Source organism: Bacteroidales bacterium, assembly GCA_031275285.1.
Taxonomy (GTDB): domain Bacteria; phylum Bacteroidota; class Bacteroidia; order Bacteroidales; family UBA4181; genus JAIRLS01.
Genome location: JAISOY010000034.1, coordinates 1 through 24,122 on the forward strand (window position 1 = coordinate 1; position 24,122 = coordinate 24,122).

Below are 24,122 nucleotides of genomic sequence, written 5' to 3' on the forward strand. Positions count from 1 at the left end.
TATTTCCTGTTTCTAATAAGGCTTTATGGAAGGCAAAGGCATGATACAGATTGACCGGTGTTTGCCCTTTCATTCCGCTTTTCAGGTATTGATGCAGCAACGGACGATAATCGGGATGGGCACAGTTGTTTATGATGCAGATCGCCCGATCTGCGGGTGATTTTCCCCTTAGATCAGCCACTCCGTATTCTGAAATGATTACTTTGACAGAGTGTTCATTGTGGTCGGTATGGGATACCATGGGGACAAAAGCGCTGATATTTCCTCCTTTGGCTGTTGATGGAGTCAGGAATATGGAAATATAAGCATTACGCGTAAAATCTCCCGATCCCCCTAAACCGTTCATGATTTTGCTCCCTGTAATGTGTGTTGAATTGATGTTTCCGAAAATATCTGCTTCAATGGCCGTATTCATGGATATGATGCCTAAACGCCGGATTATTTCAGGATTATTGGATATTTCGGACGGACGTAGCAAGATCTTTTCTTTAAAAAAGGGGAGATGCAGGTAGACCCTTTCAATATACGGATTGCTCACAGTAAGCGTGCCCCCGCTGGCAAATGTGATACGACCCTTTTCCAGTAGATCGATAATGGCATCCTGAATAACTTCCGTATATACCTCGAAGTCGGGGATCTCTTTATTTTCACCCATTGCAGCCAGAACAGCATTGGCTATATTTCCGACACCGGATTGAATGGGAAGGAAAGATGGGGGGATGGTACCTCTTTTTATTTCCTTACAGAGAAAGGTCGCTGCATTTTCACCTATTTTCGATGTGATCTGATCAACAGGAGCAAAACCACCTCCGTCATTGGCGATGTTTGTCTCTACGATAACTATTTTAGACGGATCAACCTGTATATACTCTTTACCGATCCTTGACCTTACATGAGTGATAGGGATTCCGGTCCGGTATGGCGGATCCTGCAGGTCCAGCAAATCATGTATTCCTCTTAGTCCTTCAGGATGCCATTTATTTAACTCAACAATGACAATTTTTGCCATCCGGGCAATGGTTGGCGTAATGCCCACACCACATGTAGGGACAATTTTCCCGTCTTCGGTTATACCGGATGCCTCAATAATAGCGATATCCACATTACCGTAGAAACCATAACGCAGATCCTGGGCCAATGTGGAAAGGTGCAGGTCGAAATAGCTGATCATGCCGTTATTGATCGAATTTCTTATATCATTATTTGTTTGATAAGGCGTACGGAATTTGATTGCATTGGCCCTTGACAAAGCGCCGTCTATCTGGTCGCCGGTTGACGCTCCTGTGAAGATACCTATTTTAAAGGGATTTCCTTTTTTATGCTCTTCCTCTGCACGTCTGGCTATTTCCAAAGGAACTGCTTTAGGACATCCGGCATGTGTAAAGCCGCTGAAACCGACATGGTCGTTATTTCTGATGAGTAAGGCTGCTTCTGCTGCCGTCATTATTTTTAGTGCCATCTTTTATTTTTATTAGAATTTCCGTAACAAAAATAATATTTGTATAGGTTGTCTTTAATGACAATAATACGTCCGATTCTGCCAAAAAGATATTATCTTTGTGTTATCATGGATGATACAGTCAGGCATATCGTATTTTTGATGATACCTGATGCCACATTATTGGATATAACAGGTCCTTATGAGGCATTTTCCCAGGTGTCGGAATATTTCCGGGTAAATAAAAAGAAGCCGGATTTTGTGTATCAATTACACATCTTGTCCGTCAGCAGGGAAAAAAATGTTCGTACGGCTTCTGGAATGGTGATCCAATGTTCCGACGCTATAGAGACATTTGATGACCCTATTGATACACTGATCATTCCGGGTGTTCCCAATTCACAGATAGAAGAATATCAACTTCCTGAAAATGTCCTTCTGTGGATCAGGGATCAGTCACGGAAGGTTCGTAGGATCTGTTCCGTATGTACAGGTAGTTTCTTTCTGGCGGAGGCGGGTATTCTTGAACATAAGAAAGTGACCACCCACTGGGAAAAGTGTGACGTTTTAAGTCGTAATTATCCCCATATCCAGGTAGATAGTCATCCGATTTTTATCAGGGATGGACATGTGTATACCTCGGCAGGGATATCCAGTGGCATGGATCTGGCTTTGGCGCTGATTGAGGAAGATCTCGGCCGGTCACTGGCGTTGAAAATAGCCAGACAGATGGTATTATACCTGAAACGTCCGGGAAGTCAATCGCAATACAGTACGGTGCTGACGCATCAACAAACAGACCATCAGCCTATCCGGGAAATATGTGATTGGATCATGGAGCATCTTCATGAAGTGATCACAGTCGACCGTTTGGCCGACAGGATTCCGATGAGTCCGAGGAATTTTGCCCGGGTATTTGTTAGGGAAACGGGGATCACTCCTGCAAAATATGTGGATAAGCTAAGAATTGAAACGGCTTGCAGATATCTGGTCGATACACGCCTTTCCCTGAAGGAAATTGCAGTATTGTGTGGTCTCAGTTCACCTGACAATATGAGGAAGATATTCATTAAATATATCAGAATCTCTCCTGCTGGATACAGAAAGAACTTTGGAACAGCTTTTTAGAAAAAACCAATAGTCTATTTACTTATTTTTTTATCCACTTTAGTCGCTTTATGAGCAATTTCGGTTGGAGTGGAAGTACAGTTACATTTTTTGATAACTTTTCTTTATATGGAAAGCTAAATGTATAAACTATCAAAGGCTTTATATAAATCATAGTCTCACTATGAGTCAGTTCAATAATTCCGAATTGTTTCAAACTTCCAGTGCCAACATGTAATATTAAAGTAAGGCTATTTTTATATGATTTTTTTATGCTTATGACACTTTAAATCCATTTCCATAAGTATAATCCGTGTTCTTACTTATGATAGGTTGAGTGACTGGTTTTCAAAAATTATCCTGCCATTTATAATATTAATTTATGATATAGGATTTAGGATAATATCAGATTTTGAAATTTTGAATGATGTCTCGTTGGGTATTAAAAAATTTATTTCTGGCTTTATAATTATATTCAGAGATTGCAGTTGAACTTTTTATTAAAGAGTTCATCCAATTTTTTATCTCTTCGAATACTATGATGTCAAGTGAAGATATATAATATAAAGTAAATGTCTGGACCAGTGTGAGCTTGTATTTTTGAGTATTTATATATGAACAGTTTCCGTCAAAATTGATACCTGAAACATAAAAATTGACCTTGTTGTTCAGGGAGTTTACACCTTTGGAAGCGATTTCTTCCAGATAATCAATAAGCTGGAGCGATTCCGATTTCAATTGCCTTATTTCTTCGTGGGTTATACACCCAATGTCTTTAAAATGGGTTAAATCATTAATAAGATTCTGAAAGACCATTGTATCTATTATAAAATTCAGATTTCTAATCTGGTGGAGTAATTTCATCTGTTCATCCAGTTTTTCAAGTGCCAGATCCGGCGCTTTTACTTCTTGAAGGCTTTTGACTGATCTGTTGTTCATATATTGGTAAACCCATTTAAAAAAGTGAAACTTGGTTAAAGTTTCATATTGGTAATGGAATATAGTCGGAATCGTCCTGGCCGATGAAAAATATTCTGCAGATGTATCTGGTATGATCTCTTTTAAAAAAATATTGAATTCATCCATCATAAAATAATCAAGATCTTTTGGCTCAATATAATCTACCATTTTCATGAAAAACGGTCTGCTTTGTGCATGCCCGGCACTGGTAATATTATCTAAGGAAATACCGAGTTTTTCTGCAATTAATGTGCATTCTTGTAAAGTAAATGTCACCTCACCTCTTAATCTACGATATATAGCATCTTTTTCAATAAGGAGGATGTCCATAAGTTTATTGACAAGCTCAGAACTTTTTGAAAATTTTCTTTTAATCTCTTCAATAAATCGATCATTGGCTGAAGTTGATTTCATTATATTGTATATTAAAAAACTACTTTTTGTTAAACGCGCAGTAAAAATAATCAAGAAATAAAGGATTACAAGAATTTTAAAATAAAAAAGAAGGTTACAACTTTTACTATTATAGTAAATGCCGATATATTAGTTGAAATAATTACGTAAAATAAATGATTTAATTTCCATACTTTCATGAAAATTAATAAATTCATTACGAATTAAGAAAATAGAATTTTAGGATTTAAAATATGTAACTCCATTAAGCATTCGATATCCTATCGATAACCTGATTCTTGCGGGCTAATGGTGTTCCTGTAACTTCTATCGTTTCTATTCCAAAATCCCATATCCAATCAGTAAGCAACTCATTTATCTGATTTCTAAGTTCCGGTAATTCTGATTCGGGACATGATATTACATCCGGACTTTCAATAGGTACAAATACAAGCAGGTCGATTTCGGTCATGATGAGTTCAACCTTACTGTATAATGATTGAATATTTCCATGTCCGCCAATCGCTTCAATATATGCCATTATATCAATTGGGCACCTGTCGAAAATTACATTTCCATTGTTCCTTGAAATCTGTTTGATTGAATGCATTAATTGAGCTAGATAATCTTCGACAACAGGTATTTCGTAAAATAGATGTCCCGATTCTTCCAGTTCATAGTAAGGCTCTGGTATATGTTCGTAATCAGGAAGGGATTCGAGTAAATTTTCAATTAATGTTGTTTTCCCAACTCTATGTGCTCCTGTTATTGCTAATTTCATATTGATAAAGTTATATATACTACTAAAAACCTGTTCCTTTGCTTTGATATTCTTTTTTGATAACAACCATATACAGATAATGGAACTTTGAGTCTTTCATTCAGGAGCAAATTTAAATGAATAATACTTCAAAAGTACTTATTAAAAATGATTGAAAGGTATACAAGGCGTACACCCCTGTTGTACGTAGTCACAGGCTAAGTCTGTGACTGATAAAATATATCAGTTGGTCGGTGTTACTAACGCGAACATATTAAATGTAATAAGATTTATTCAGATGTTTGCGAATTATGTTTTTGTTCTTTGAAAATAAAGATTTGATGTGGGGGTAGATCAATACCAGTATTCTTCATGTAATCGGCAAAGTCAACCGGATACGCTCCTTTTCCTTAAAGAAATTGCGATATTGTGCGGTCTCGGTTCTCTTAACAACATGAGAAAAATATTCATTAAATATTCTCCTGCTGAATACAGAAAAAAGTTTGGAATAGCTTTTGGAGAAAAGTAGTATGTTTTGATCATATTGAAATGATAGTTTTTTTACCATAAACCGTTCAATTGTTCACTGATTATTTAAAGAAATTGCTTTACATTTGTGCTATATTGCATAGACGATGCAATAGCTATTAATTCTTTATTTTAAATCATATGAAAAAACTAATTTTAATCTGCTTGGTGCTATATTTTTCTTTGACTGTTTCTTTAGCTCAATGGTTGCCACAAAATGCTACTACTGGGAATATTTATTATGATGGTGGAAATGTGGGAATTGGTATAAATATACCCAATTCTAAATTACATATATATGGTAATACTTCAAATGAAAGAATATCAATACAAGGAGGACAAGATGATTCTAATGTAGGTTTTCAAATTCTTAATAAAAATGGTTCAGAACGATGGAGCATTGCATCTCCTTATAATAGAACATATTTACAAATCTTTAGAGGAGGATATGGTGATGTAATGACATTACATGATAATGGGTTTATTGGGATTGGCACTAATTCTCCAAAGCAAAAGTTAGATATAAAAGATGGTGGTGTAAGGATAAATTATGAAAATCCGACAGGTAATATATTTCAAGTTGATGATAATGCTCATTATGGTTTTGTTGTTAACCAAGAATTGAAAATTGGTATTGGAACAAATGTCCCAGAAAAGGAACTTGATATAAATGGCACATTAAGAGTAAAATCAGGTAATGGACTAGAATTTATAAGAATTGATAATGAGTATGGGTATAGTATTTGGGCAGATAATGGAGGACATTTCAATTTAGGACAAGGGCCTGCATCCAATTTGCGCCAGAATATTCATCTGTTTATAAATGCTAATAAAAGTTTTGTAGGTATAGGTACAACTTCCCCAGCCTATAAGCTTGATGTAATAGGCACAATAAGGGCACAAGAAATATTAGTCAACATGGAAGGCGCTGACTTTGTCTTTGAAAATGATTATTCCTTAATGCCATTAAACGAACTGGAAACTTTTATTAAGGAAAATAAACATCTGCCTGAAATTGCGTCTGCCAAAGAAATGGAGAAAAATGCGGTTGAATTGGGTAAGCTGAATACCCAGTTATTACAGAAAATAGAGGAACTAACTCTCTACACCATTGAACAGCAGAAAGAGATAACGGCTTTGAAAAAGCAAAATGAAGAACTTGAAAAACAGGGCGAACGCATTACGAAGTTGGAAAAGAAGCTGGGATTTCTTGAGTAAATTAGGAGTAATGGTATAGTGTAGATATTGACCAATAATTGACGAAAAAATATTTTTATGAGTACTTGCCCGTACCATTCAAATCCATTATCTTTGTCCCACTTATTATTGCGGGAATAGCTCAGTTGGTAGAGCATCAGCTTCCCAAGCTGAGGGTCGCGAGTTCGAGTCTCGTTTCCCGCTCAACAGAAGCCATGAAACCTTCTCATGACCATACGGGAAGGTTTTTGCTTTTAAGTATACCCATTGATTAATCTCTGTTGAATGAACGTAATTAATTCGATCAATGTGGCTTAAGGAAATAATAAATAGCACTGGGTGCTTATCATTTTTGAACGCTAATAATCGTATGGTATGAAATTTTTCCGTCTTTTTATACAGTTTTTGGTCGTCACAGCTTTGTGCTCATGTGGGAAAAAAGAATCATTCGAGACAGGGGATTTTCTTTTTCAGGATATAGATTGTCCGCTGTGTTCCAGTATCGAAAATGTGACACATGGTTACGGGTCCTATAATTTTTCCCATGTCGGTATGGTTTCACGGGAAGGAGATCAGGTGTGGGTGATTGAAGCGGTCGGAGACGGGGGTGTGGTAAAGACGCCTGTACAATCGTTTATGGACAGGAGTAAAGATGCCGATGGTCATCCGAAAGTACTGCAGATGCGCTTTAAAGAAACTTACCTGGGGATGATCCCGGAAGTGGTCAAAATCCTGGAATCATATATCGGGATGCCTTATGATACGGTATTTCTGCCGGATAATGACGCCTTTTATTGTTCCGAATTATTGTGGGATGCGGTATGTAAAGTAACACCGGAGCAATGTGTGTTTGTACTTCAACCTATGACCTACATCGATCCGGCTACAGGAGAAACAGATGCATTGTGGTTGGAATATTTCCGGGAAATGGACACGGAAGTTCCCGAAGGTATTCCGGGTATCAATCCGGGATTGATGTCCCGTTCCGATGCATTGATCCCCGTGAAAGAGTGGGGTAAGATCACCAAAAAGAAAACTCAAAATTTTAATTACGTGGTAGATAAATTTGCAGATTTACAGATACTTCGTTATGAAGTAAGCGGATTTGATGAACTGGCGCTTCCGCAGAAAACATTGTTATACTATTTGTCGCAGGCAGCCCTGGAAGGCCGTGATATACTCTTTGACCAGAATTGTCGTTATAACCTGGCCATCCGGCGCACGCTTGAAGCGGTATATGAACATTATCAGGGTGACCGTTCTACCAAAGAATGGTCTGCTTTTGAAGTATATCTCAAAAGGGTGTGGTTTTCCAACGGGATACATCATCACTATGGTGAGGAAAAATTCCTTCCCGAGTTCTCACAGCCGTTTTTTACCGGTGTAGTTAAAAATATTCCTTCTTCGGCATTGCCTTTGAAAAAAGGACAAACTGTGGATCAACTGTTGGAAGAACTTCTTCCCGTAGTATTCGATCCTAAGGTGATGGCTAAAAAGGTAAACCAGGCAGAAGGTGAGGATCTGTTGCTTACGTCTGCCAACAATTACTACCTGAACGTTACACAGGCAGAGGCAGAGGCTTTTTATGATGCGATGAAAGACCCGGATGACCACACACCGGTTTCGTACGGCCTGAACAGTCGTCTGGTAAAGGAAAACGGGAAGCTAGTGGAACAGGTCTGGAAAGTAGGTGGTATGTACGCTCCTGCCATTGAAAAGATTATTTTCTGGCTGGAGAAAGCAGCCAATGTAGCTGAAAATCCTCAGCAAAAGGCCGTGATAGAAAAACTGGCCGGCTATTACCGGACAGGTGACCTGAAAGAATACGATGAGTATTCTATTCTTTGGGTGGAAGACCTGGATTCGCAGGTTGACTTTGTGAACGGGTTTACCGAAACTTACGGGGATCCGTTAGGTTTGAAGGCTAGTTGGGAATCATTGGTGAATTTCAAAAACATCGAAGCCAGTAAACGTACGGAAATCATCAGTAAAAATGCACAGTGGTTCGAGGATCATTCTCCGGTGGATCAGCGTTTCAAGAAAGAACAGGTAAAAGGTGTCACGGCAAAAGTGATCACCGCCTCCATGCTGGGAGGGGATTGCTATCCGGCTACGCCGATCGGCGTCAACCTGCCTAATTCGAACTGGATACGTAAAGAGCATGGCTCCAAGTCGGTGACTATTGAAAATATTACCGAAGCCTACGATAAATCATCGCAGGGAAGCGGATTTGCGGAAGAATTTTATTGGAGTGATACTGAACGGGAGCTGATTAAAAAATATGGTTTCCTGACAGATAACCTGCATACCGATTTGCATGAATGTCTGGGGCATGGTTCCGGGAAGATGCTTCCGGGTGTTTCGGATGATGCATTGAAGGCTTATGGGGCAACCATCGAGGAAACACGGGCCGATCTGTTCGGATTGTATTATATTGCAGATCACAAGCTGGTAGAGTTGGGGCTTGTTCCGAATGATGAAGCCTATAAGGCTGAATATTATAAATTCATGTGTAACGGTTTGATGACCCAATTGACCCGGATCGAACCAGGTAAACAGATCGAGGAATCGCACATGCGTAACCGTGCATTAATTGCCCGTTGGGTCTATGAGAAAGGTAAAGCCGGAAAAGTGGTAGAGTTGAAGCAACGTGACGGGAAAACATTTGTTGTGATCAATGATTATGCTAAGTTAAGGCATTTGTTCGGCCAGTTGCTGGCAGAAATACAACGGGTGAAATCGGAAGGTGACGTCAGTACGGCCAAGATACTGGTAGAGACCTATGCCGTAAAAGTAGATTCCGGATTACACAACGAAATATTGGCACGTTACAAAAAACTGGATATTGCTCCCTATAAAGGCTTTGTCAATCCTGTTTACCGTCCGGCTTTCGATGAAAAAGGCAATATTACGGATGTCGTATTGGATTATACGGAAGGTTATGCCGAACAGATGATGCGGTACAGCAAGGAACACTCGTGGTTATAACCACTTTTCCTGCTTGTACCAATCCACACATGCTTCAATTCCTTTATCCAGGTCGTATTCGGCTTTGAATCCGAGTTCTTTTTGTAATGGTTCCGCATCACACTTCCAGTTGGTGGCGCGCATGATCTTGTATTTATCCTTGTTGAGGGTAGGGGAGATGCCGAACCATCCGCCTACTGTATCCAGTGTATAGGATAAAGCTTTGACCAGGAATAAAGGGACAGGCAGGTAAAGCGCTTTCTTTTTCAGGTGTTTTTTTACAATGGCTGCATATTCCCGGTTATCATACTCTTTTCCATCGGATATAAACCATGCCTTTTGAAGGTAATCCGACTCAAGGGCGAGGAACATGGCATTTACCAGATCGGTGACATACACGAATGTAAGATGCTGCTTTTTTGTACCCATGGCCGGTTCCAGATGGTTGTTCACCGTTTTCAGGAAAACGAAATAATCTTTTTCCCGAGGTCCGTAAACACCTGTAGGACGAAGGATCAGGTAAGGAAAATCTTTCAGCGAGGTAATGTATTTTTCTGCTTTTAGCTTACTGATACCGTATAAAGTATCAGGTCTGGGCGTATCCGTAAGCTTTACCGGTTCAAGCGTATTGGGGTCGCCCGGGCCGAATGCCGCAGCACTGCTGATAAATAGGAATTTCTTAGGGACAGTGTCACTTTCGATCAATGCTTCTACAAAATTTCGGGTATATCCATAATTGACTTTTTCGAAATCGGTCTTTTTGTTGCATTTGGTTACTCCGGCATTATGTATGATGTAATCAAACCGGCCGAGTCCGGCAAGTTCTTTTTTCAATTCATCTTTGTTACCCAGGTTCAGCTCTACCGTATGGGCTTCTTCCGGTAAATATTTTTTACTGCTGGTAGACCGGATACCGGCATACATATCATATCCCCTGCGGATTCCTTCCGCTATGATAAAACTACCGATAAATCCGCTGGCACCCGTAACAAGAATTTTCATGTGAATAAGATTTATTATACCATGTTACTCGTGTCCACTCGTGAGATCGCTCCGCTGAGTTCGCTCCATGAGAACGCTGGCGCTAAGTTTATTTTTTAAGGTCAGATGTATTACACCATAGATTATCATTACGGTTGGTGAACAGTAACGTTCATGGCTATTTCATATAGATATTCCGTAAATGATCCAACCGGGTGCAAATATACACATAAAGCCCTTTGGGGCTTACAGAAAGTTATAGAAATAAATGCTCCAGGTACCGGGCCAGTCCGTCGTTATCATTCGTGTCGATGACCTCGCATCCGGGAAGCGAATGACGTAGTGAAAGGTTGCTGTTGCCCATTAAAATGCCTTTTCCCACTGTTTTCAGCATATCATAGTCATTCAAGCTGTCGCCAAAAGCGATAGTCTGGTTCATGTCTATTCCTTTTTGTCTGAGTATCTCCTGTATGGCAGCTCCTTTTGATACCCCTTTCCGGAACACTTCCAGAAAAATCGAAGAAGAAAAGCATATGTTCAATTGATCCCCGAAACGATCGATGAGGGTTTCTTCCAGTTGAAAAAGTTTATTCGGGATCCGCCGGTACTCGAAACATACCCGGGTGATGTCGCCCATGATCAGGTGAAAAGGCCGGTCGATCGGAATAACGCCGGAATCTTTGTAGGCTTCCGTGACAATTTCACCGGGTTGATCGCAATACCATACTTCATCCTGAAAAACATGCCGGATGATTTCCGAATCAACTACAGTATGGATCAGATCATGTGCTATATCTGCAGGCATATTCCCGGAAAATATTTCCCGGTCTTTTTCATCGTGTATCTTGGCACCGTTACAGGTGATCAGGTATGAATCGAGGCCAAGCATCTGCTGGTAAGCCAATGCGTCGGGATGATGCCTTCCGGTAGCGATACAGATGAGCATGTCCTTTTCTTTTACAGCTTTGATTACTTCCTGTGTATATTTGGAAATAGTATGCTGTGAATTGAGCAAAGTGCCATCCAGATCACAGATAATAGCCTGGTACATTTATCTTACGTTAAAAACAGGGGTGGTAATGGTGTAATATTCCGGAGCATATCCGGGCTCAGTATACATAATATACCTGATCACGAATTGTTGCACAAAGGAACGGGTAGGTTTGCGCTTGATCAGCAGATAGAAACGATTGGGTGCTTCATACGGGGAATTTTTATTAAACTCGCTGAGTTTCATCCATGTATTTTCTCCAGAAGTAGTATAGGCAAATATATCGATGATATCATCCAGATTATCACCCTTATTATGTGTCATATCAAAATCATAATTACTGGACACGTAGATTTTGTCTATTTTTTCAAAAGTTCCTTTATATCCTGCCCGTAATTGTTCGCATGCAGCGTACGCCTGGGACATCAGGCAAAACGGTTGTTTTTTGGTATGCCGGGCATGGAATATCATATCGGTGGCCATGAACATTAAAGCGAGGCTGTCACATGGATACACCATATTGTCATAATCCTGGCTAATGGGGTTGAGATTCAGATAACCCTTATGTTCAAAATGCTCATCAACTTCTACGAATTCAACATTTTGTATATCAAAATACGGATCTACGTATAGATCCAGGCATTCGTTCTTGTCTTCACAACTGAAAGGAAGAGGAACCAATATCAATATGATGAGAAGTATTTTTAATTTCATTATTTATCACTTTACACTTAACCCTTTTTTATATACGATTTTTCGTTATTTTTGTTTCAAAAATGAACGAATAAGGATCAACTATATTATATATATGTTCACAAAGATATAACAGAATGCAAATAGAATCAAGTCAATTCCTGGAATTGTTGAAACAACGGCAGAGTGTACGGAAATATTTGGATACCCCTGTAGAAAAAGATAAGCTGGAAAGATGCCTTGAGGCAGCACGTGTAGCGCCTTCGGCATGCAATGCACAACCCTGGAAGTTTGTGGTAGTAAATGATCCGGAGTTAAAAGATAAGCTGGCCGGCTATACCACTTCAGGCCCGTTGGTACCTATGAATCATTTCACCCGTCAGGCGCCGGTTCTGCTTGTGATCGTTCGTGAAAGTCCCAATCTGACATCAAAAATCGGAACGATCCTCAAGGACAAACCCTATACTCAGATGGACATTGGAATAGTGGCCTTGCAGTTTTGTTTACAGGCAACAGCCGAAGGATTGGGTACCTGTATCGTGGGCTGGTTCAATGAAAAGAAAGTGAAAGAATTGCTGGGCATCCCGAAAAGTAAACGTGCTGAATTGATCATTACGCTTGGTTATCCGGCATCCGACCAACTACGTTCCAAGATACGGAAGCAGATGGATGATATTTGTTGTTATAATCATTATCAATGATAAACAACGGTGATGACATTTGAACAGATAATGACCGAATTAAAAAGCGGAAAATTCCGTCCGATCTATTTTCTGATGGGAGAGGAGCCTTATTATATCGATGTGATCACCGATTATATTGCGGAGAATGTGCTTCAGGAACATGAAAAAGCATTCAACCAGGTAGTTATGTACGGTAAGGATGCTAATGTATATGCTGTATTGGATGCGGCCAAGCGGTTTCCCATGATGTCGCAATACCAGGTAGTGATCGTAAAAGAAGCACAGAACCTGAAAGAGATAGATAAACTCCAGTATTATGCCGAGAAACCATTGAAATCGACCATACTGGTGCTTAATTACAAGTATAAAACGCTGGATAAACGGTCAAAACTATATAAGCAACTGGATAAAACAGCTGTTGTACTTGATTCTAAAAAACTGTATGATAACCAGGTGCCTGCATGGATCAGTAATTATCTGTCCGGAAGAGGGTATACGATTGCCCCTGCAGGTTCCAATCTGTTGACTGAGTACCTGGGAGCAGACCTGGGAAAGATTGTCAATGAACTGAATAAGTTGATGATTGTTCTTCCTGTTCATGAGAAGCAGATCACGCTGGAACATATTGAGAAAAATGTAGGGATCAGCAAGGAATATAATGTGTATGAACTGCAAAATGCCCTGGGTGAGAAGGACGTATTAAAAGCCAACCGTATCATCCGTCATTTTACACAAAACCCGGGAAATAATCCGATGGTGATGGTCATCTCATCTTTGTATGCCTATTTTGTGAAAATACTCACTTATCATTATTTGGCTGATAAATCCCAGGCTGCTTCTGCATTACGGGTACATCCTTTTTTTGTGAAACAGTATGAAGCCAGTGCCCGTAAGTATCCTGCCAATAAGGTGGTACAGGTCATTTCCATACTTCGTGAATACGACCTGAAATCAAAAGGTGTAGGAAACACATCAGCTTCGGACGGTGATCTGATGAGGGAAATGGTATATAAGATATTGCACTGATCACCTGTTGAATTCAAAATAAATATTCCCCTATAAAATAGAACGAGGGTTCACTTCAATTGAAATGAACCCTCGTTTGTTATGCAGTGAAGAGTTGTATTAACGTTTGCTTAATACATCAGCTTCGTATTTTTCGATGTCTTTAATGCATTCCAATCCGGAAGGCACATTATTGGTCATACAGAAATAGTTCCAGACAGCATTCCAGGGAAGCATTTTACTTTCTTCCAACAGGGCCAGGCGTTCAAAATAACGGCCTGAATCTTCGTATTTACGTAATTGAGCCAATGGTTCGAGCATAGCAAACATAAATGCTTTTTGCGTCGAACGCGAACCGATCACATATGCGCCGATACGGTTGATGGAAGCATCAAAGAAATCAAGTCCGATATGTACCTTGTTAACGGCATCCATGCGTACGATTTCCTGTGCAAAACTCATCAAAGCATCATCAAAAATCACAGCATGGTCACTGTCCCAGCGTATACCACGACTTACATGGAACATGAGCTCGTCTGAGAACAATAATAATGAGGATATTTTATCAGATACCGATTCGGTGGGGTGGAAATGTCCCATATCCAGGGTGATCATTTTGTTGCGTGAAATTCCATAGCCCATATAGAATTCGTGGGAACCAACTACATAAGCTTCACTACCCAGGCCAAAAAGTTTACATTCGATGCAATCTTTCATGTGTGCATAGTCGGTTTTCAATATAGCATCCAGTGATTCACAAAGAATCTTCCGGTAGTCGTAACGTTCTACCGTAATGTCTTTAGATCCGTCAGGAGCCCAGATATTGTGAATACTGGTAGACCCCAGTTCCTTACCCATATAATCACTGATGATCCGGCAACGTTTTACATGCTCGATCCAGAAATCCCGGATGGCTTTATCTTTACTGGATAATGTAAAACCGTCCGCTGCTTTTGGATGGGAGAAAAGCGTACAGTTGAAATCCAGTTTCAGGCCATTGGCTTTTGCCCAATCTACCCAATTTTGGAAATGTTTGGGTTCAATCTGGTCACGGTCAACGAGCTTTCCACCGAAATCGCCGTAAATGGCGTGTAGGTTTACCCGGTGTTTACCCGGAAGTAATGAAGTTACTTTTACCAGGTCGTCTTGTGCTTCTTTGATGGTACGTGCCCGTCCCGGGTAATTTCCGGTTGTGGCGATACCACCTGATAAGCCGCCATCAGGATTTTCGAATCCCAATACATCATCGGTCTGCCAGCAATGCAAACTCAATGAAATAGATTCCATTTTTTTTAATACCTCTTCAGTATTGACACCCAATTCGGCGTATTGCTCTTTTGCAGCTTCATAAGCTGATTTTATCAACGATTCTTTCATAGGTTTATGATATTTGATTATTATTTCATTAATTGAGGGAAAACAATGGACACCACGAGGATCAACAGCCCGATTACCAGGACGACGATTGTTTTCTGTCCGGAACCTTTCCATTCTTTCAACAGGATTCCCCAAACATTACTGAACAATACGTTCAGGGACATTAATATGCTCCAGGAAAAAGCCATCATTACGCTGTTGGGTTCGAAAAAACTTTGTCCTACACCTAATCCGAAAAACTGGGAATACCATAGTAATCCTGCCAAAGCACAGAATAGTATATTGTTGGCCAATACATTTCCCGATACGGAGAAATATTGTTTTCCGGTTTTGTTCTTGATATTTTGGTAAATACAATATACAGCATTGGTAAGAAAACCTCCGATGGTTACCAGCAGAGTAGTCGGGAGACCCGCATACAGTTCGGGGGCACCCATCTTCAGTAAGTGCTCTTTGATAGGGATTCCGGCATTTAAACCAAGGCTAAAGCAGGCACTCATGACTCCGGCCAGAAGAGCGATCAGTAAGCCTTTCTTCAGTGCAAAATCCTTGACGGCTTTCTTCTTTTCTTCTTCCGACATGTTTTTTGATTTCAGCGCGCCGGCATAACCGATTACAGCTATACCCGCTATGGCTATACTTACACCGATCAGCAGGATCAGTCCATCACCACGGAAAAGATTATCTCCTTTCAACAAGGCAGGGATCAATGTTCCGAAAGCCGAACAGGTACCCAATGCAAGCGATTGTCCCAAAGCGATGCCCAGATAGCGCATGCTTAATCCGAAAGTCAAGCCTCCGACACCCCATAAGGCGCCAAATCCGATGGTTTTAAAAATGGCATCACTACTGGCAGTAGAAAATATCCCGAGTAATGATTCGCCTGACGGTACGGCCATAAGCGCTCCCAAATACGGAAATAACAACCAGGCAAAGATGCCTTGTGTCAACCAAAAACATTCCCAGGCCCAATCTTTCACTTTCCTGATGGGAACATATGAACTGGATTGCCCGAAACTTCCGATGGCAATAATAAGAAGACCAATAAGTGTATTCATGTAAATAAATTTTAAGTTCAACACCCGAATCAATGAGTCAAACAAAGAAAGTTAAAATATCACGAAGAGCGTACCTGCAACAGTAAAAATTTACGCAACCGATTGCGCGATATGCTGTGATTTATTTGTGAGTAGTACGAATAAAACCAATAGTCATTTTATGGAAAAATAGAATTCCTGACGGTATAAAAGTAGTCAATGGATTGTTGGATATCAGGAATAGAAGAAGTCCAGTTATATTCGTATCTGATAGGAAAGAAACCATTGTATTTCTGCTCTTTAAGTTCTTTCAATATCGACTCAACAGGGCAGATACCTGTTCCCCAGGGAACATCATGGGCCTCTTTACCTTTTGCATTCAGGTCTTTTAGGTACAGGCTGAAAATATGGCCTTTCATTTTCCGGATACATTCGACGGGATCCATGCCGCTCCGGATCCAATGGCCGATATCGGCACATACACCAATGTAAGGACCGCATGACCCGACAATATTGAGTATGGCTTGAGGATCCGAATAGGGGGAAGGTTCAGGCCGGTTATGTATGGCCACTTTGATCTTGTATTTTGATGCCAACCGGTCAATGATGGGTATGTCTTCAGGCGCAGGCTCTGAATTGATCATTTTGATTTTCATGGATTTGGCAAACTTGAAGGTAGTTGTCCAATTCTCCCTGCCTCTCGGAGAAAAAACACCTATAGCTACAGTCGTCAGTCCATGATCTTTTAATACTTTTTTTATTTTATTTCTGGTTGCTTTATCCGTATTCAGGAAATCCAACTTTTCACTGGCATCAAATCCTTCCCCTAATCTTTGACCGTTGTATAATTCTATATATTTCAATCCGAGCGATTGGGATTTTTGGACTGTCTCCATGAATGTATATACCCTGAATGTGTATGCATGGAGACCCGGTTCCCACGCGGATTTTTCCGTTTTTTTTGCGAACCCTTGTGTCAGGGACAAGCATGTGATGCTTATGAGTAGTAAGAATGACTTTTTTTTCATCTGTTTCCGAAAATATTTCCTGATACCAGTATTACCTCGTATCTTCTTCCACTGATTTACCAGGTAGAAAAAGCTTCATTGAAGATATCGTCCATTAATTGTTCCAGTATTTCATCCACTAAGCCGGATTGTACAGATTCAAAACTTTGGCTACTGGAATATTCTGCGTAACGGGAGAATGATTTTTCATAGCTAAGCTCCGGTGAGACTTCATTGGTAAATTTTACCTTTACCGTTACGGTGAGCCTGTCTTTTGATGCGGTACCCGATGCCTGTACAGCTTGTGGTTGTACACTATAGCCTGTAATTTCTCCTTCAAACAATACGTCGGCATTGTTATTTACCAGGTTAAGGCTTGTATTGGCTTGTATCTTGTCTTTTAATCCTTCGGTGACCTGTAAGCTCAATCTGGGATTAACAATTTCGGCCCTGTTTTCAAAAAAGTTGACCTGGCATGTTTTGGCATTACCTACGGTTGCGCCGGTCATGTTAAAAGTAACCCTTCCACATGATAGAGAAAAAAATAGGGGTAAAAGTGCCGTAAGGATATATGATATTTTTATTTTCATGCTGTGATGAGGAACTATTCCAAATTATATTCTTTAATCTTCCTGTATAACGTCCGTTCCGAAATGCCTAACTCCCGGGCAGCATTACGCCGGCGACCGTCATGTTTTTCCAATGCTTTTTTGATCAGTTCAGCTTCTTTTTCGGCAATGGATAATGACTCATCCTGTATTTCGAGTGTGTCTTCGATCTCAGCATTGTTTTTTATCGGTACTACGGGAACGACAGATGTTGGTTGTGCATGTTGGGCGATCACATCTACATATGGTTTACTATACAGCTGTGTCTCCTTTAGGTTTTCACCCCGCATGATGTCTCCCACCAGTTTTTTTAATTCATTGACATCGTTACGCATATCAAACAGGATTTTGTACAGGATTTCTCTTTCCGAAGAGAAAGACCGTTCATCTTCTTTGCTGTATAAAGCGGGTAACTGGGATTGCGCCTGATTAGGCAGGTACTGCTGTAATGTATCTACGTTGATGGTACGTTGATGTTCTATTACGGAAATCTGTTCAGTGATGTTCTTTAACTGCCGTACGTTTCCCGGCCAATAGCAGGCGGTTAATTTGCGTTGTGCCTCCTCGGTCAGCTGGATGGCCGGCATATGGTATTTTTCAGCAAAATCAACTGCGAATTTTCTGAAAAGTAAATAAATATCATCCGTTCTCTCCCGGAGTGGCGGAACATATATCGGAACCGTATTCAGCCGGTAATACAGGTCTTCCCTGAATTTACCACGGGATATCGACTCGGGAACATTAACGTTAGTGGCTGCAATCACGCGTACGTTGGTTTTCATTACCTTGGATGATCCTACTTTGAGAAATTCACCTGTTTCAAGTACCCGTAACAAACGTACCTGGGTGGACATAGGTAATTCAGCTACCTCGTCAAGAAAAATAGTTCCACCATCTGCCACTTCAAAATATCCTTTTCTATGGTCAGAAGCTCCTGTAAAAGAGCCTTTTTCATGTCCAAAAAGTTCGGAATCTATCGTACCTTCAGGAATTGCACCGCAGTTTACAGCTATATACTGGCCATGCTTTCTTGTACTATTCTGATGAATGATCTGGGGGAAAACTTCTTTCCCGACACCGCTCTCTCCTGTAATCAACACCGATAAATCAGTCGTAGCCACTTGCATGGCAACATTGATCGCCCGGTTTAAAGCCGGTGCGTTACCAATAATACCGAAACGTTGTTTGATCCTTTGAATTTCGTCCATGTTACCTCCTACAAAGGCAGCAAATTTAGTAATTTTTTATAACAATACCCATGATTGATATTTCGTGAACGATCTGTTCATTTATTCAGGAAGGCAGTTGAAGGATCTTTCATTTGAAAATCATTAATGTAATAAAATACTTACTTCAATTATTAATTCGCATTAATCGTCAGAATATTATTTTTGCTGTGTGAATTCATTACTTGATTATTTCTATAGTTAATAAATCATATAAAATATAATATGAATCGAATATTGTTTTGTATATCCACCTTCCTGTTTTTGTTGTTCCCGGAATTATCAAAAGCCTGTACTTCTGCTATTGTTACCGGGAAACTGACGTCTGACGGCCGTCCTCTTTTGTGGAAACACAGGGATACCTCCGAACCGAATAACCGTGTAGCATATTTCGATGGCGGTAAATACAGCTTTATCGCTCTTGTCAATAGTCCTGATAACGACAGTATTGTTTGGACAGGTACCAATAGTACCGGATTTTCAATTATGAATACGGCTTCATACAACCTGAAAGATGATGATGTGGAAGAGATGGATAAGGAAGGTGAATTGATGTATAAGGCACTTTCAATCTGTAAAAATTTAAAAGATTTTGAAAAATTTCTGGATCAATACCCCAGGCCAATAAGAGTTGAGGCTAACTTTGGGGTTATTGATGCCGAAGGAGGGTCTGCCTATTATGAAGTCAACAATACCCAATGGACAAAACTCGATGTGAATGATCCTGAAGTGGCTCCGTATGGATTTCTGGTGGTGACTAATTTTTCATATACAGGAAGAGTGGATGAGGGTAAAGGATATATTCGCTACAATAACGCTCTGAAGATATTCATGGATCAATACCATCATGGCAATATAACTCCGCAATGGATTTTTAATGAACTTTCCCGTTCCTTTTATCACTCACTGTTGGATATCGATTTGCGGAAAGACCTTTCCAAACTAAGTAATAGTGGTTGGTTCATCGATCAGGATTTCATTCCGAGGCGTTCCACTTCGGCTTCTGTTGTTATACAAGGGGTAAAGAAAAGGGAAGACCCGGCATCGACAGTGATGTGGACAGTTTTGGGATATCCTCCTGTAGGAATTGCGGTTCCGCTTCTGGAAAAAAGTGGAAAAAACCTGCCATTCTACATGACCAGATCAGAGAGTTCTGATAACAGTGAGTTGTGTGATCTTGCCCTACAGGCGAAGAATCATGTTTTTTCCTTAAGCAGGGGTAGCGGAAGTCATTATTTTAATGCTTCATTACTTTTTAATGTAGACGATACTGGATATTCCCAGATAATGTCACAGACGGAAGATATTATCATTACTGCTTTCAATGCCCGAATGAAAAAATGGCGGAAAAAAAGAATTGATCCGGATGAGTTAAATGATTTTTATTCAGAATCGTATGATAAAATAAAAGGCGTGTATCATCGCATTAACGTCACTTTGTAATTTATTGATGGATCATTTTTGCTTCATGTAGTTCTTTATAAAGTGATTGCAGGAAAATAGTCGGTACTTTGGAAGAATGATTATCTTATTATAGAAAAACCGGTAAATCTCCCGGTTTTCGTGCTTTTACAAAAAATTAACGAATACTTTACTTTTTGCCTAAACAATTGGCAGGAATTTTGCGTTTACTTAAAATAAAAGATAATCACAGAAACAATGTAGCCAATGATAAGTACATTGTTTATAAATGTTTGAATTATGGCAGAACAATTAGATAATATTCCTCATCAGTTAGTAGATGAAATAACACAGGCTTTGGATTGTGATATGATTTGTTTCATGAACCCTGAAACACTTGAAGTGGAAGATGTGCCACATGACGTGTTAAGTGGAATGTATTATGATGAAACATTTCAGGAAGCGCTTGACCGGGTAGATCAATGGAAGGCATTTATTACCATTGATTCACCGGATACTGTTCAGGTAATGAAATCATTTGTAGATGAGTGTGTTCCATCAGGTGAGTTAAAAGAACAACTACATCAGGTCTTGTCTTTACGTCGTCCGGATAAACATTTTCGAAAGATTGTGGAAGATTCGGATTACCATGATAAGTGGGCAAAATATAACCGGAGACAGGTACGACAACATGTCCGGTCAAAATTAAACGATGGGATAAGGGTAAAGTCTGCCCTGCCAGGTATCTAACTCTTCCATGCGTTTTTCCAGCATACGCCAGAGTTCGACATTTCTGATCTTCCCCCATCCGGGGCCAGTCATAAATCGTGGCGGCATTTCATTGGCAAAACGCTCAACAACAATATCAGGACGTAGTCGCTCCAGGAACTTGATTGTAAAATCAATATATTCATCGCATCCGAACAATTGGAATTTTTCAGGTTGCGCGGCATATTGCTTTGCAAATAACGTATTGACCGGTATCTGTAGCTGATGCAGTTTAATGCTGTTGATAGGCAGCTGGTTGATTAAATGTGCTTCATCCAGCATTTCCTGCCTCGATTCTCCTGGAAGCCCGAAAATTAAGTGGCCGCCTACCCGGATATTCCGCTTAGCGGTTTCTTCGATGGCCTGTATGCTTTGTTCATAAGTATGGCCTCGATTGATACGTTCTAAGGTCCGGTTATAGCAACTTTCAATGCCATATTCCATAATGACATGATACCGGTTGTTTAATCCGGATAAATAATCGAGGATCGTTTCATCCACACAATCAGGCCGTGTTCCAATAACAATGCCTATAACTCCAGGTACGGATAAAGCCTCTTCGTATAAGGTCTGTAAATGCTCTAACGGAGCATATGTATTGGAGTAGGCCTGAAAATAAGCCAGGTATTGGTATGCCTTTCGGTAGCGCACTTTATGAAATTCAATTCCTTCCGATAATTGCCGGCTGACACTTTTTTGTGGTGTACAGTACGACGGATTAAAAGCATCATTGTTACAATAGGCGCATCCTCCCCGGCTGATCTTTCCATCACGGTTAGGGCAGGTAAAGCCGGCATCGATGGTTAATTTTTGTATTCTTTCACCATAATGTCTCTTGAAATATTCTGAATAAGAATTGAATCGTCGCTGATGTCCCCAGAGATACAAAGCTTAAAATGTATTTATAACCTGATGAATTTTCCGGATTGTTTTTTATTTTGATCTTTGGACCTGATGATGTACATACCGTAAGGCAAATTACCCGTACTTATTTCTACCTGCAGATAAAGGGTTTCATTATGCATGACAAAATACCGGCTAAGTTCATTTACCGGCATTTTTCGCCCGGAAAGGTCGAAACATTCGACTACTGCACTTCCCTGCGGATTTTCTATATAAATAAATACGACATCATTCCCGGGTTGAAAAATGACTCTCAGGTCCTGGCTGGAGAGATTCCAACCGGGCTCTTCTTTTATTTTCCCAAACTGACCTATTGCATGGATACCCAAAGAAGCATATGTTGGAGGTGTTTCCTCACTCAATGGCTTCCATATGCCACCTTCTTCTACGTATAAGGCTGAAATCCCTTCGTAAGGCCTTTTAACTGACTGATATAAAGCGAACGTATCTATTGCGGCGTACCCGATGGAATATCCGATAAAAAAGTCTTCCGTTAGTTCTACCGTTCGATTCAGGTACATTTGCATCGGATAATTACGGTATTCTGCAGAAATGACAGTGTCTAATGCCCATACCTCCCTTGTGGGGAATTCGTCACCGGTCCAGATAGAGAACCTTACCTGTGAACCTTTAGAATATACTTCTGCAATATCAGCCTCCAGACCTATGATTTTGGCAATGGTATCGTTTTTGAACTTTTCTGCGAAACCTGTCCAGGTTTTATTGTTGTGACCGGTTAATACACCCCATTTGTCTGAAGGTACCACTACCTTCTTTTCATTATTACCAATATGGCTGAGTGTATCACATTCATCTTCAAAAGATGCTATAGGATCGTATCCATATAGAAGATTCGTTCCGGTATTTTCCGGATCCAGCCATGTCTTCAGGCTTTCTTCAGGAAGATTATATTTGTTCCATTGTGTGTTGAATTTTGAGTAGTAATCGTTTATAGGATTAGTGCATCTGGCATCTCCTCCTGTTAAAGTTCCTACCATCAAATGGTTTTTATCAAATAACGGACTTCCCGAAGAGCCGTCTTCAGTGGTTCCTACATCCCATATTTTTACCCACCAATGAGCATTATCATCGCAAACTAATCCAATATCTTTGAATGTTGCTGTTTCCAGGGGATCATTTTCAACGGATATTTTCTTGACATCGCCCCTGGGATGATGAATGCCTATTCCGGAAGAAGGAGCATTATCCGAGCGGTTCCATCCTGCATAAAATGGCCGGTAGGCATCCGGAATATCCGTATTTAACTCCAGCAGGGCAAAGTCCAGTTCATGTTTGTACGCAATGAGGGTTGATCCGTGTATCGTTTTTGAAATAGGAGGACTCAGCAGATCATTGCAGGCTATTTTTTCATATCCGAAGCTGAAAACCGTTCCTGCTGCCATATCATCATCGTAAACGCAATGTCCGGCTGTAAGGATATATGGTTTCTTAATATCACTGGTTTGATTGACCAATACCCCGCTACAGGTTTGGGTTTTTATCTTCCCGTAATTATCCTTGAATGGAATCTGCATGTGTACTACCGACCGTTTCTCCCGTTGCCAGTGATTCCCGGTAATACAATTGATGTCCACATTGCAGCTGCCTGCAGCCAAAGATACTATGCCTGACGGTGAGGGACTACGGAATCCGTAACCGACATTTGATATCATGAAAGGAGAACCCGCCTTCTGATGTGTGGGGATATTCCATTCTATGATCACCATGTTTTCCGGAATGGATGCTACAGAAAGTACATTGTCGCGGTTATTATTCCGGGTATCGAAGGAAAATACGCTTGTTTGGTTACTGTCATAAACATGTAGTAGCATTCCTTCCTGCAAGTGGTAATTTCTGATCAACAGGTTTAATGAAAGGGCATTATCGGCAGCTATACCTATGCGCCAAACAAAGCCCAATTCCGGGATTGTATCCCATTGTCCGGATGTCTGTGGATGGATATCAACATCAATACCGGTCGCATATATCCAGGTTTTTAATGAATTTTCTTTCTCTTGTGCCAGAATTTGATCTATGTCTTCAACGGGTTCATCCAGAAGAATGAAAGATGTTAATGGAGGAATATTATGTT

At 40.2% G+C, this 24,122-nt stretch carries 20 protein-coding genes, 1 tRNA gene and 1 pseudogene; 9 read left to right on the forward strand and 13 right to left on the reverse strand.

Annotated features, from left to right (window positions below):
• Positions 1 to 1,459: succinate CoA transferase (locus LBQ60_03085; GenBank protein ID MDR2036888.1), on the reverse strand; the 1,459-nt coding region annotated here is incomplete at its 3' end.
• A gap of 108 nt (positions 1,460 to 1,567) precedes the next feature.
• Between LBQ60_03085 and LBQ60_03090 the strand changes: the two genes are divergently transcribed.
• Complete coding sequence (locus LBQ60_03090; GenBank protein ID MDR2036889.1) at positions 1,568 to 2,566, forward strand: GlxA family transcriptional regulator; 999 nt, start codon at positions 1,568 to 1,570, stop codon at positions 2,564 to 2,566.
• A 384-nt stretch (positions 2,567 to 2,950) separates the two neighbouring features.
• On the opposite strand, the gene LBQ60_03095 is transcribed toward LBQ60_03090, so the two are convergent.
• Together LBQ60_03095 and LBQ60_03100 are read right to left on the reverse strand one after the other, a co-directional pair.
• Positions 2,951 to 3,973 (reverse strand): hypothetical protein, encoded by a 1,023-nt coding sequence (locus LBQ60_03095; protein ID MDR2036890.1) that lies wholly within the window; start codon positions 3,971 to 3,973, stop codon positions 2,951 to 2,953.
• A gap of 190 nt (positions 3,974 to 4,163) precedes the next feature.
• Positions 4,164 to 4,679: an ATP-binding protein gene (locus LBQ60_03100; GenBank protein ID MDR2036891.1), complete on the reverse strand. Its 516-nt coding sequence runs from the start codon at positions 4,677 to 4,679 to the stop codon at positions 4,164 to 4,166.
• A 648-nt stretch (positions 4,680 to 5,327) separates the two neighbouring features.
• On the opposite strand from LBQ60_03100, the gene LBQ60_03105 reads away from it, so the two are divergent.
• The 4 genes and pseudogenes from LBQ60_03105 to LBQ60_03120 all read left to right on the forward strand — a co-directional run bounded on the left by LBQ60_03105 (position 5,328) and on the right by LBQ60_03120 (position 9,371).
• Entirely contained in the window at positions 5,328 to 6,404 is a 1,077-nt protein-coding gene (locus tag LBQ60_03105; GenBank protein MDR2036892.1) for a hypothetical protein, read from the forward strand.
• Between the two features lie 110 nt (positions 6,405 to 6,514).
• A tRNA-Gly gene (locus LBQ60_03110) sits at positions 6,515 to 6,587 on the forward strand.
• A gap of 171 nt (positions 6,588 to 6,758) precedes the next feature.
• Positions 6,759 to 7,262: pseudogene (locus LBQ60_03115) on the forward strand (hypothetical protein).
• Positions 7,263 to 7,358: 96 nt separating this feature from the next.
• Positions 7,359 to 9,371: a dipeptidyl peptidase 3 gene (locus LBQ60_03120; GenBank protein MDR2036893.1), complete on the forward strand. Its 2,013-nt coding sequence runs from the start codon at positions 7,359 to 7,361 to the stop codon at positions 9,369 to 9,371.
• Here the strand turns inward: LBQ60_03120 and LBQ60_03125 are convergent.
• The 3 genes from LBQ60_03125 to LBQ60_03135 all read right to left on the reverse strand — a co-directional run bounded on the left by LBQ60_03125 (position 9,366) and on the right by LBQ60_03135 (position 12,036).
• Positions 9,366 to 10,352, reverse strand: a complete 987-nt coding sequence (locus LBQ60_03125) for an NAD(P)-dependent oxidoreductase (GenBank protein ID MDR2036894.1) — start codon at positions 10,350 to 10,352, stop codon at positions 9,366 to 9,368. The two genes, LBQ60_03120 and LBQ60_03125, sit on opposite strands and share 6 nt — an antisense overlap.
• A gap of 235 nt (positions 10,353 to 10,587) precedes the next feature.
• Positions 10,588 to 11,382: a Cof-type HAD-IIB family hydrolase gene (locus LBQ60_03130; protein MDR2036895.1), complete on the reverse strand. Its 795-nt coding sequence runs from the start codon at positions 11,380 to 11,382 to the stop codon at positions 10,588 to 10,590.
• Positions 11,383 to 12,036, reverse strand: a complete 654-nt coding sequence (locus LBQ60_03135) for a hypothetical protein (protein MDR2036896.1) — start codon at positions 12,034 to 12,036, stop codon at positions 11,383 to 11,385.
• Positions 12,037 to 12,152: 116 nt separating this feature from the next.
• On the opposite strand from LBQ60_03135, the gene LBQ60_03140 reads away from it, so the two are divergent.
• A complete protein-coding gene (locus tag LBQ60_03140) occupies positions 12,153 to 12,716 on the forward strand; it encodes a nitroreductase family protein (protein MDR2036897.1) in 564 nt (187 codons plus the stop codon).
• A 12-nt stretch (positions 12,717 to 12,728) separates the two neighbouring features.
• Entirely contained in the window at positions 12,729 to 13,724 is a 996-nt protein-coding gene (holA, locus tag LBQ60_03145; GenBank protein ID MDR2036898.1) for a DNA polymerase III subunit delta, read from the forward strand.
• 99 nt (positions 13,725 to 13,823) lie between these two features.
• Here holA and LBQ60_03150 read toward each other — a convergent pair whose 3' ends face one another.
• The 5 genes from LBQ60_03150 to LBQ60_03170 all read right to left on the reverse strand — a co-directional run bounded on the left by LBQ60_03150 (position 13,824) and on the right by LBQ60_03170 (position 18,940).
• Entirely contained in the window at positions 13,824 to 15,080 is a 1,257-nt protein-coding gene (locus LBQ60_03150; GenBank protein ID MDR2036899.1) for an L-rhamnose isomerase, read from the reverse strand.
• 20 nt (positions 15,081 to 15,100) lie between these two features.
• On the reverse strand, positions 15,101 to 16,138 hold the full coding sequence (gene rhaT, locus LBQ60_03155; protein ID MDR2036900.1) for an L-rhamnose/proton symporter RhaT: 1,038 nt from the start codon (positions 16,136 to 16,138) through the stop codon (positions 15,101 to 15,103).
• A gap of 158 nt (positions 16,139 to 16,296) precedes the next feature.
• The gene (locus tag LBQ60_03160) at positions 16,297 to 17,145 is read right to left on the reverse strand and encodes a sugar phosphate isomerase/epimerase (protein MDR2036901.1); all 849 of its coding nucleotides are present in this window, start codon (positions 17,143 to 17,145) and stop codon (positions 16,297 to 16,299) included.
• 56 nt (positions 17,146 to 17,201) lie between these two features.
• Positions 17,202 to 17,633, reverse strand: a complete 432-nt coding sequence (lptE, locus tag LBQ60_03165; protein ID MDR2036902.1) for an LPS assembly lipoprotein LptE — start codon at positions 17,631 to 17,633, stop codon at positions 17,202 to 17,204.
• 95 nt (positions 17,634 to 17,728) lie between these two features.
• Entirely contained in the window at positions 17,729 to 18,940 is a 1,212-nt protein-coding gene (locus LBQ60_03170) for a sigma-54 dependent transcriptional regulator (GenBank protein ID MDR2036903.1), read from the reverse strand.
• A gap of 243 nt (positions 18,941 to 19,183) precedes the next feature.
• On the opposite strand from LBQ60_03170, the gene LBQ60_03175 reads away from it, so the two are divergent.
• On the forward strand, positions 19,184 to 20,401 hold the full coding sequence (locus LBQ60_03175; GenBank protein ID MDR2036904.1) for a hypothetical protein: 1,218 nt from the start codon (positions 19,184 to 19,186) through the stop codon (positions 20,399 to 20,401).
• Between the two features lie 258 nt (positions 20,402 to 20,659).
• Positions 20,660 to 21,109, forward strand: a complete 450-nt coding sequence (locus tag LBQ60_03180) for a hypothetical protein (GenBank protein MDR2036905.1) — start codon at positions 20,660 to 20,662, stop codon at positions 21,107 to 21,109.
• On the opposite strand, the gene LBQ60_03185 is transcribed toward LBQ60_03180, so the two are convergent.
• Both LBQ60_03185 and LBQ60_03190 read right to left on the reverse strand, forming a co-directional pair.
• Entirely contained in the window at positions 21,065 to 22,015 is a 951-nt protein-coding gene (locus LBQ60_03185; protein ID MDR2036906.1) for a TIGR01212 family radical SAM protein, read from the reverse strand. The two genes, LBQ60_03180 and LBQ60_03185, sit on opposite strands and share 45 nt — an antisense overlap.
• A 14-nt stretch (positions 22,016 to 22,029) precedes the next feature.
• Positions 22,030 to 24,122, reverse strand: a 2,093-nt coding sequence (locus LBQ60_03190; GenBank protein MDR2036907.1) for a trypsin-like peptidase domain-containing protein, incomplete at its 5' end; no start/stop codon positions are given.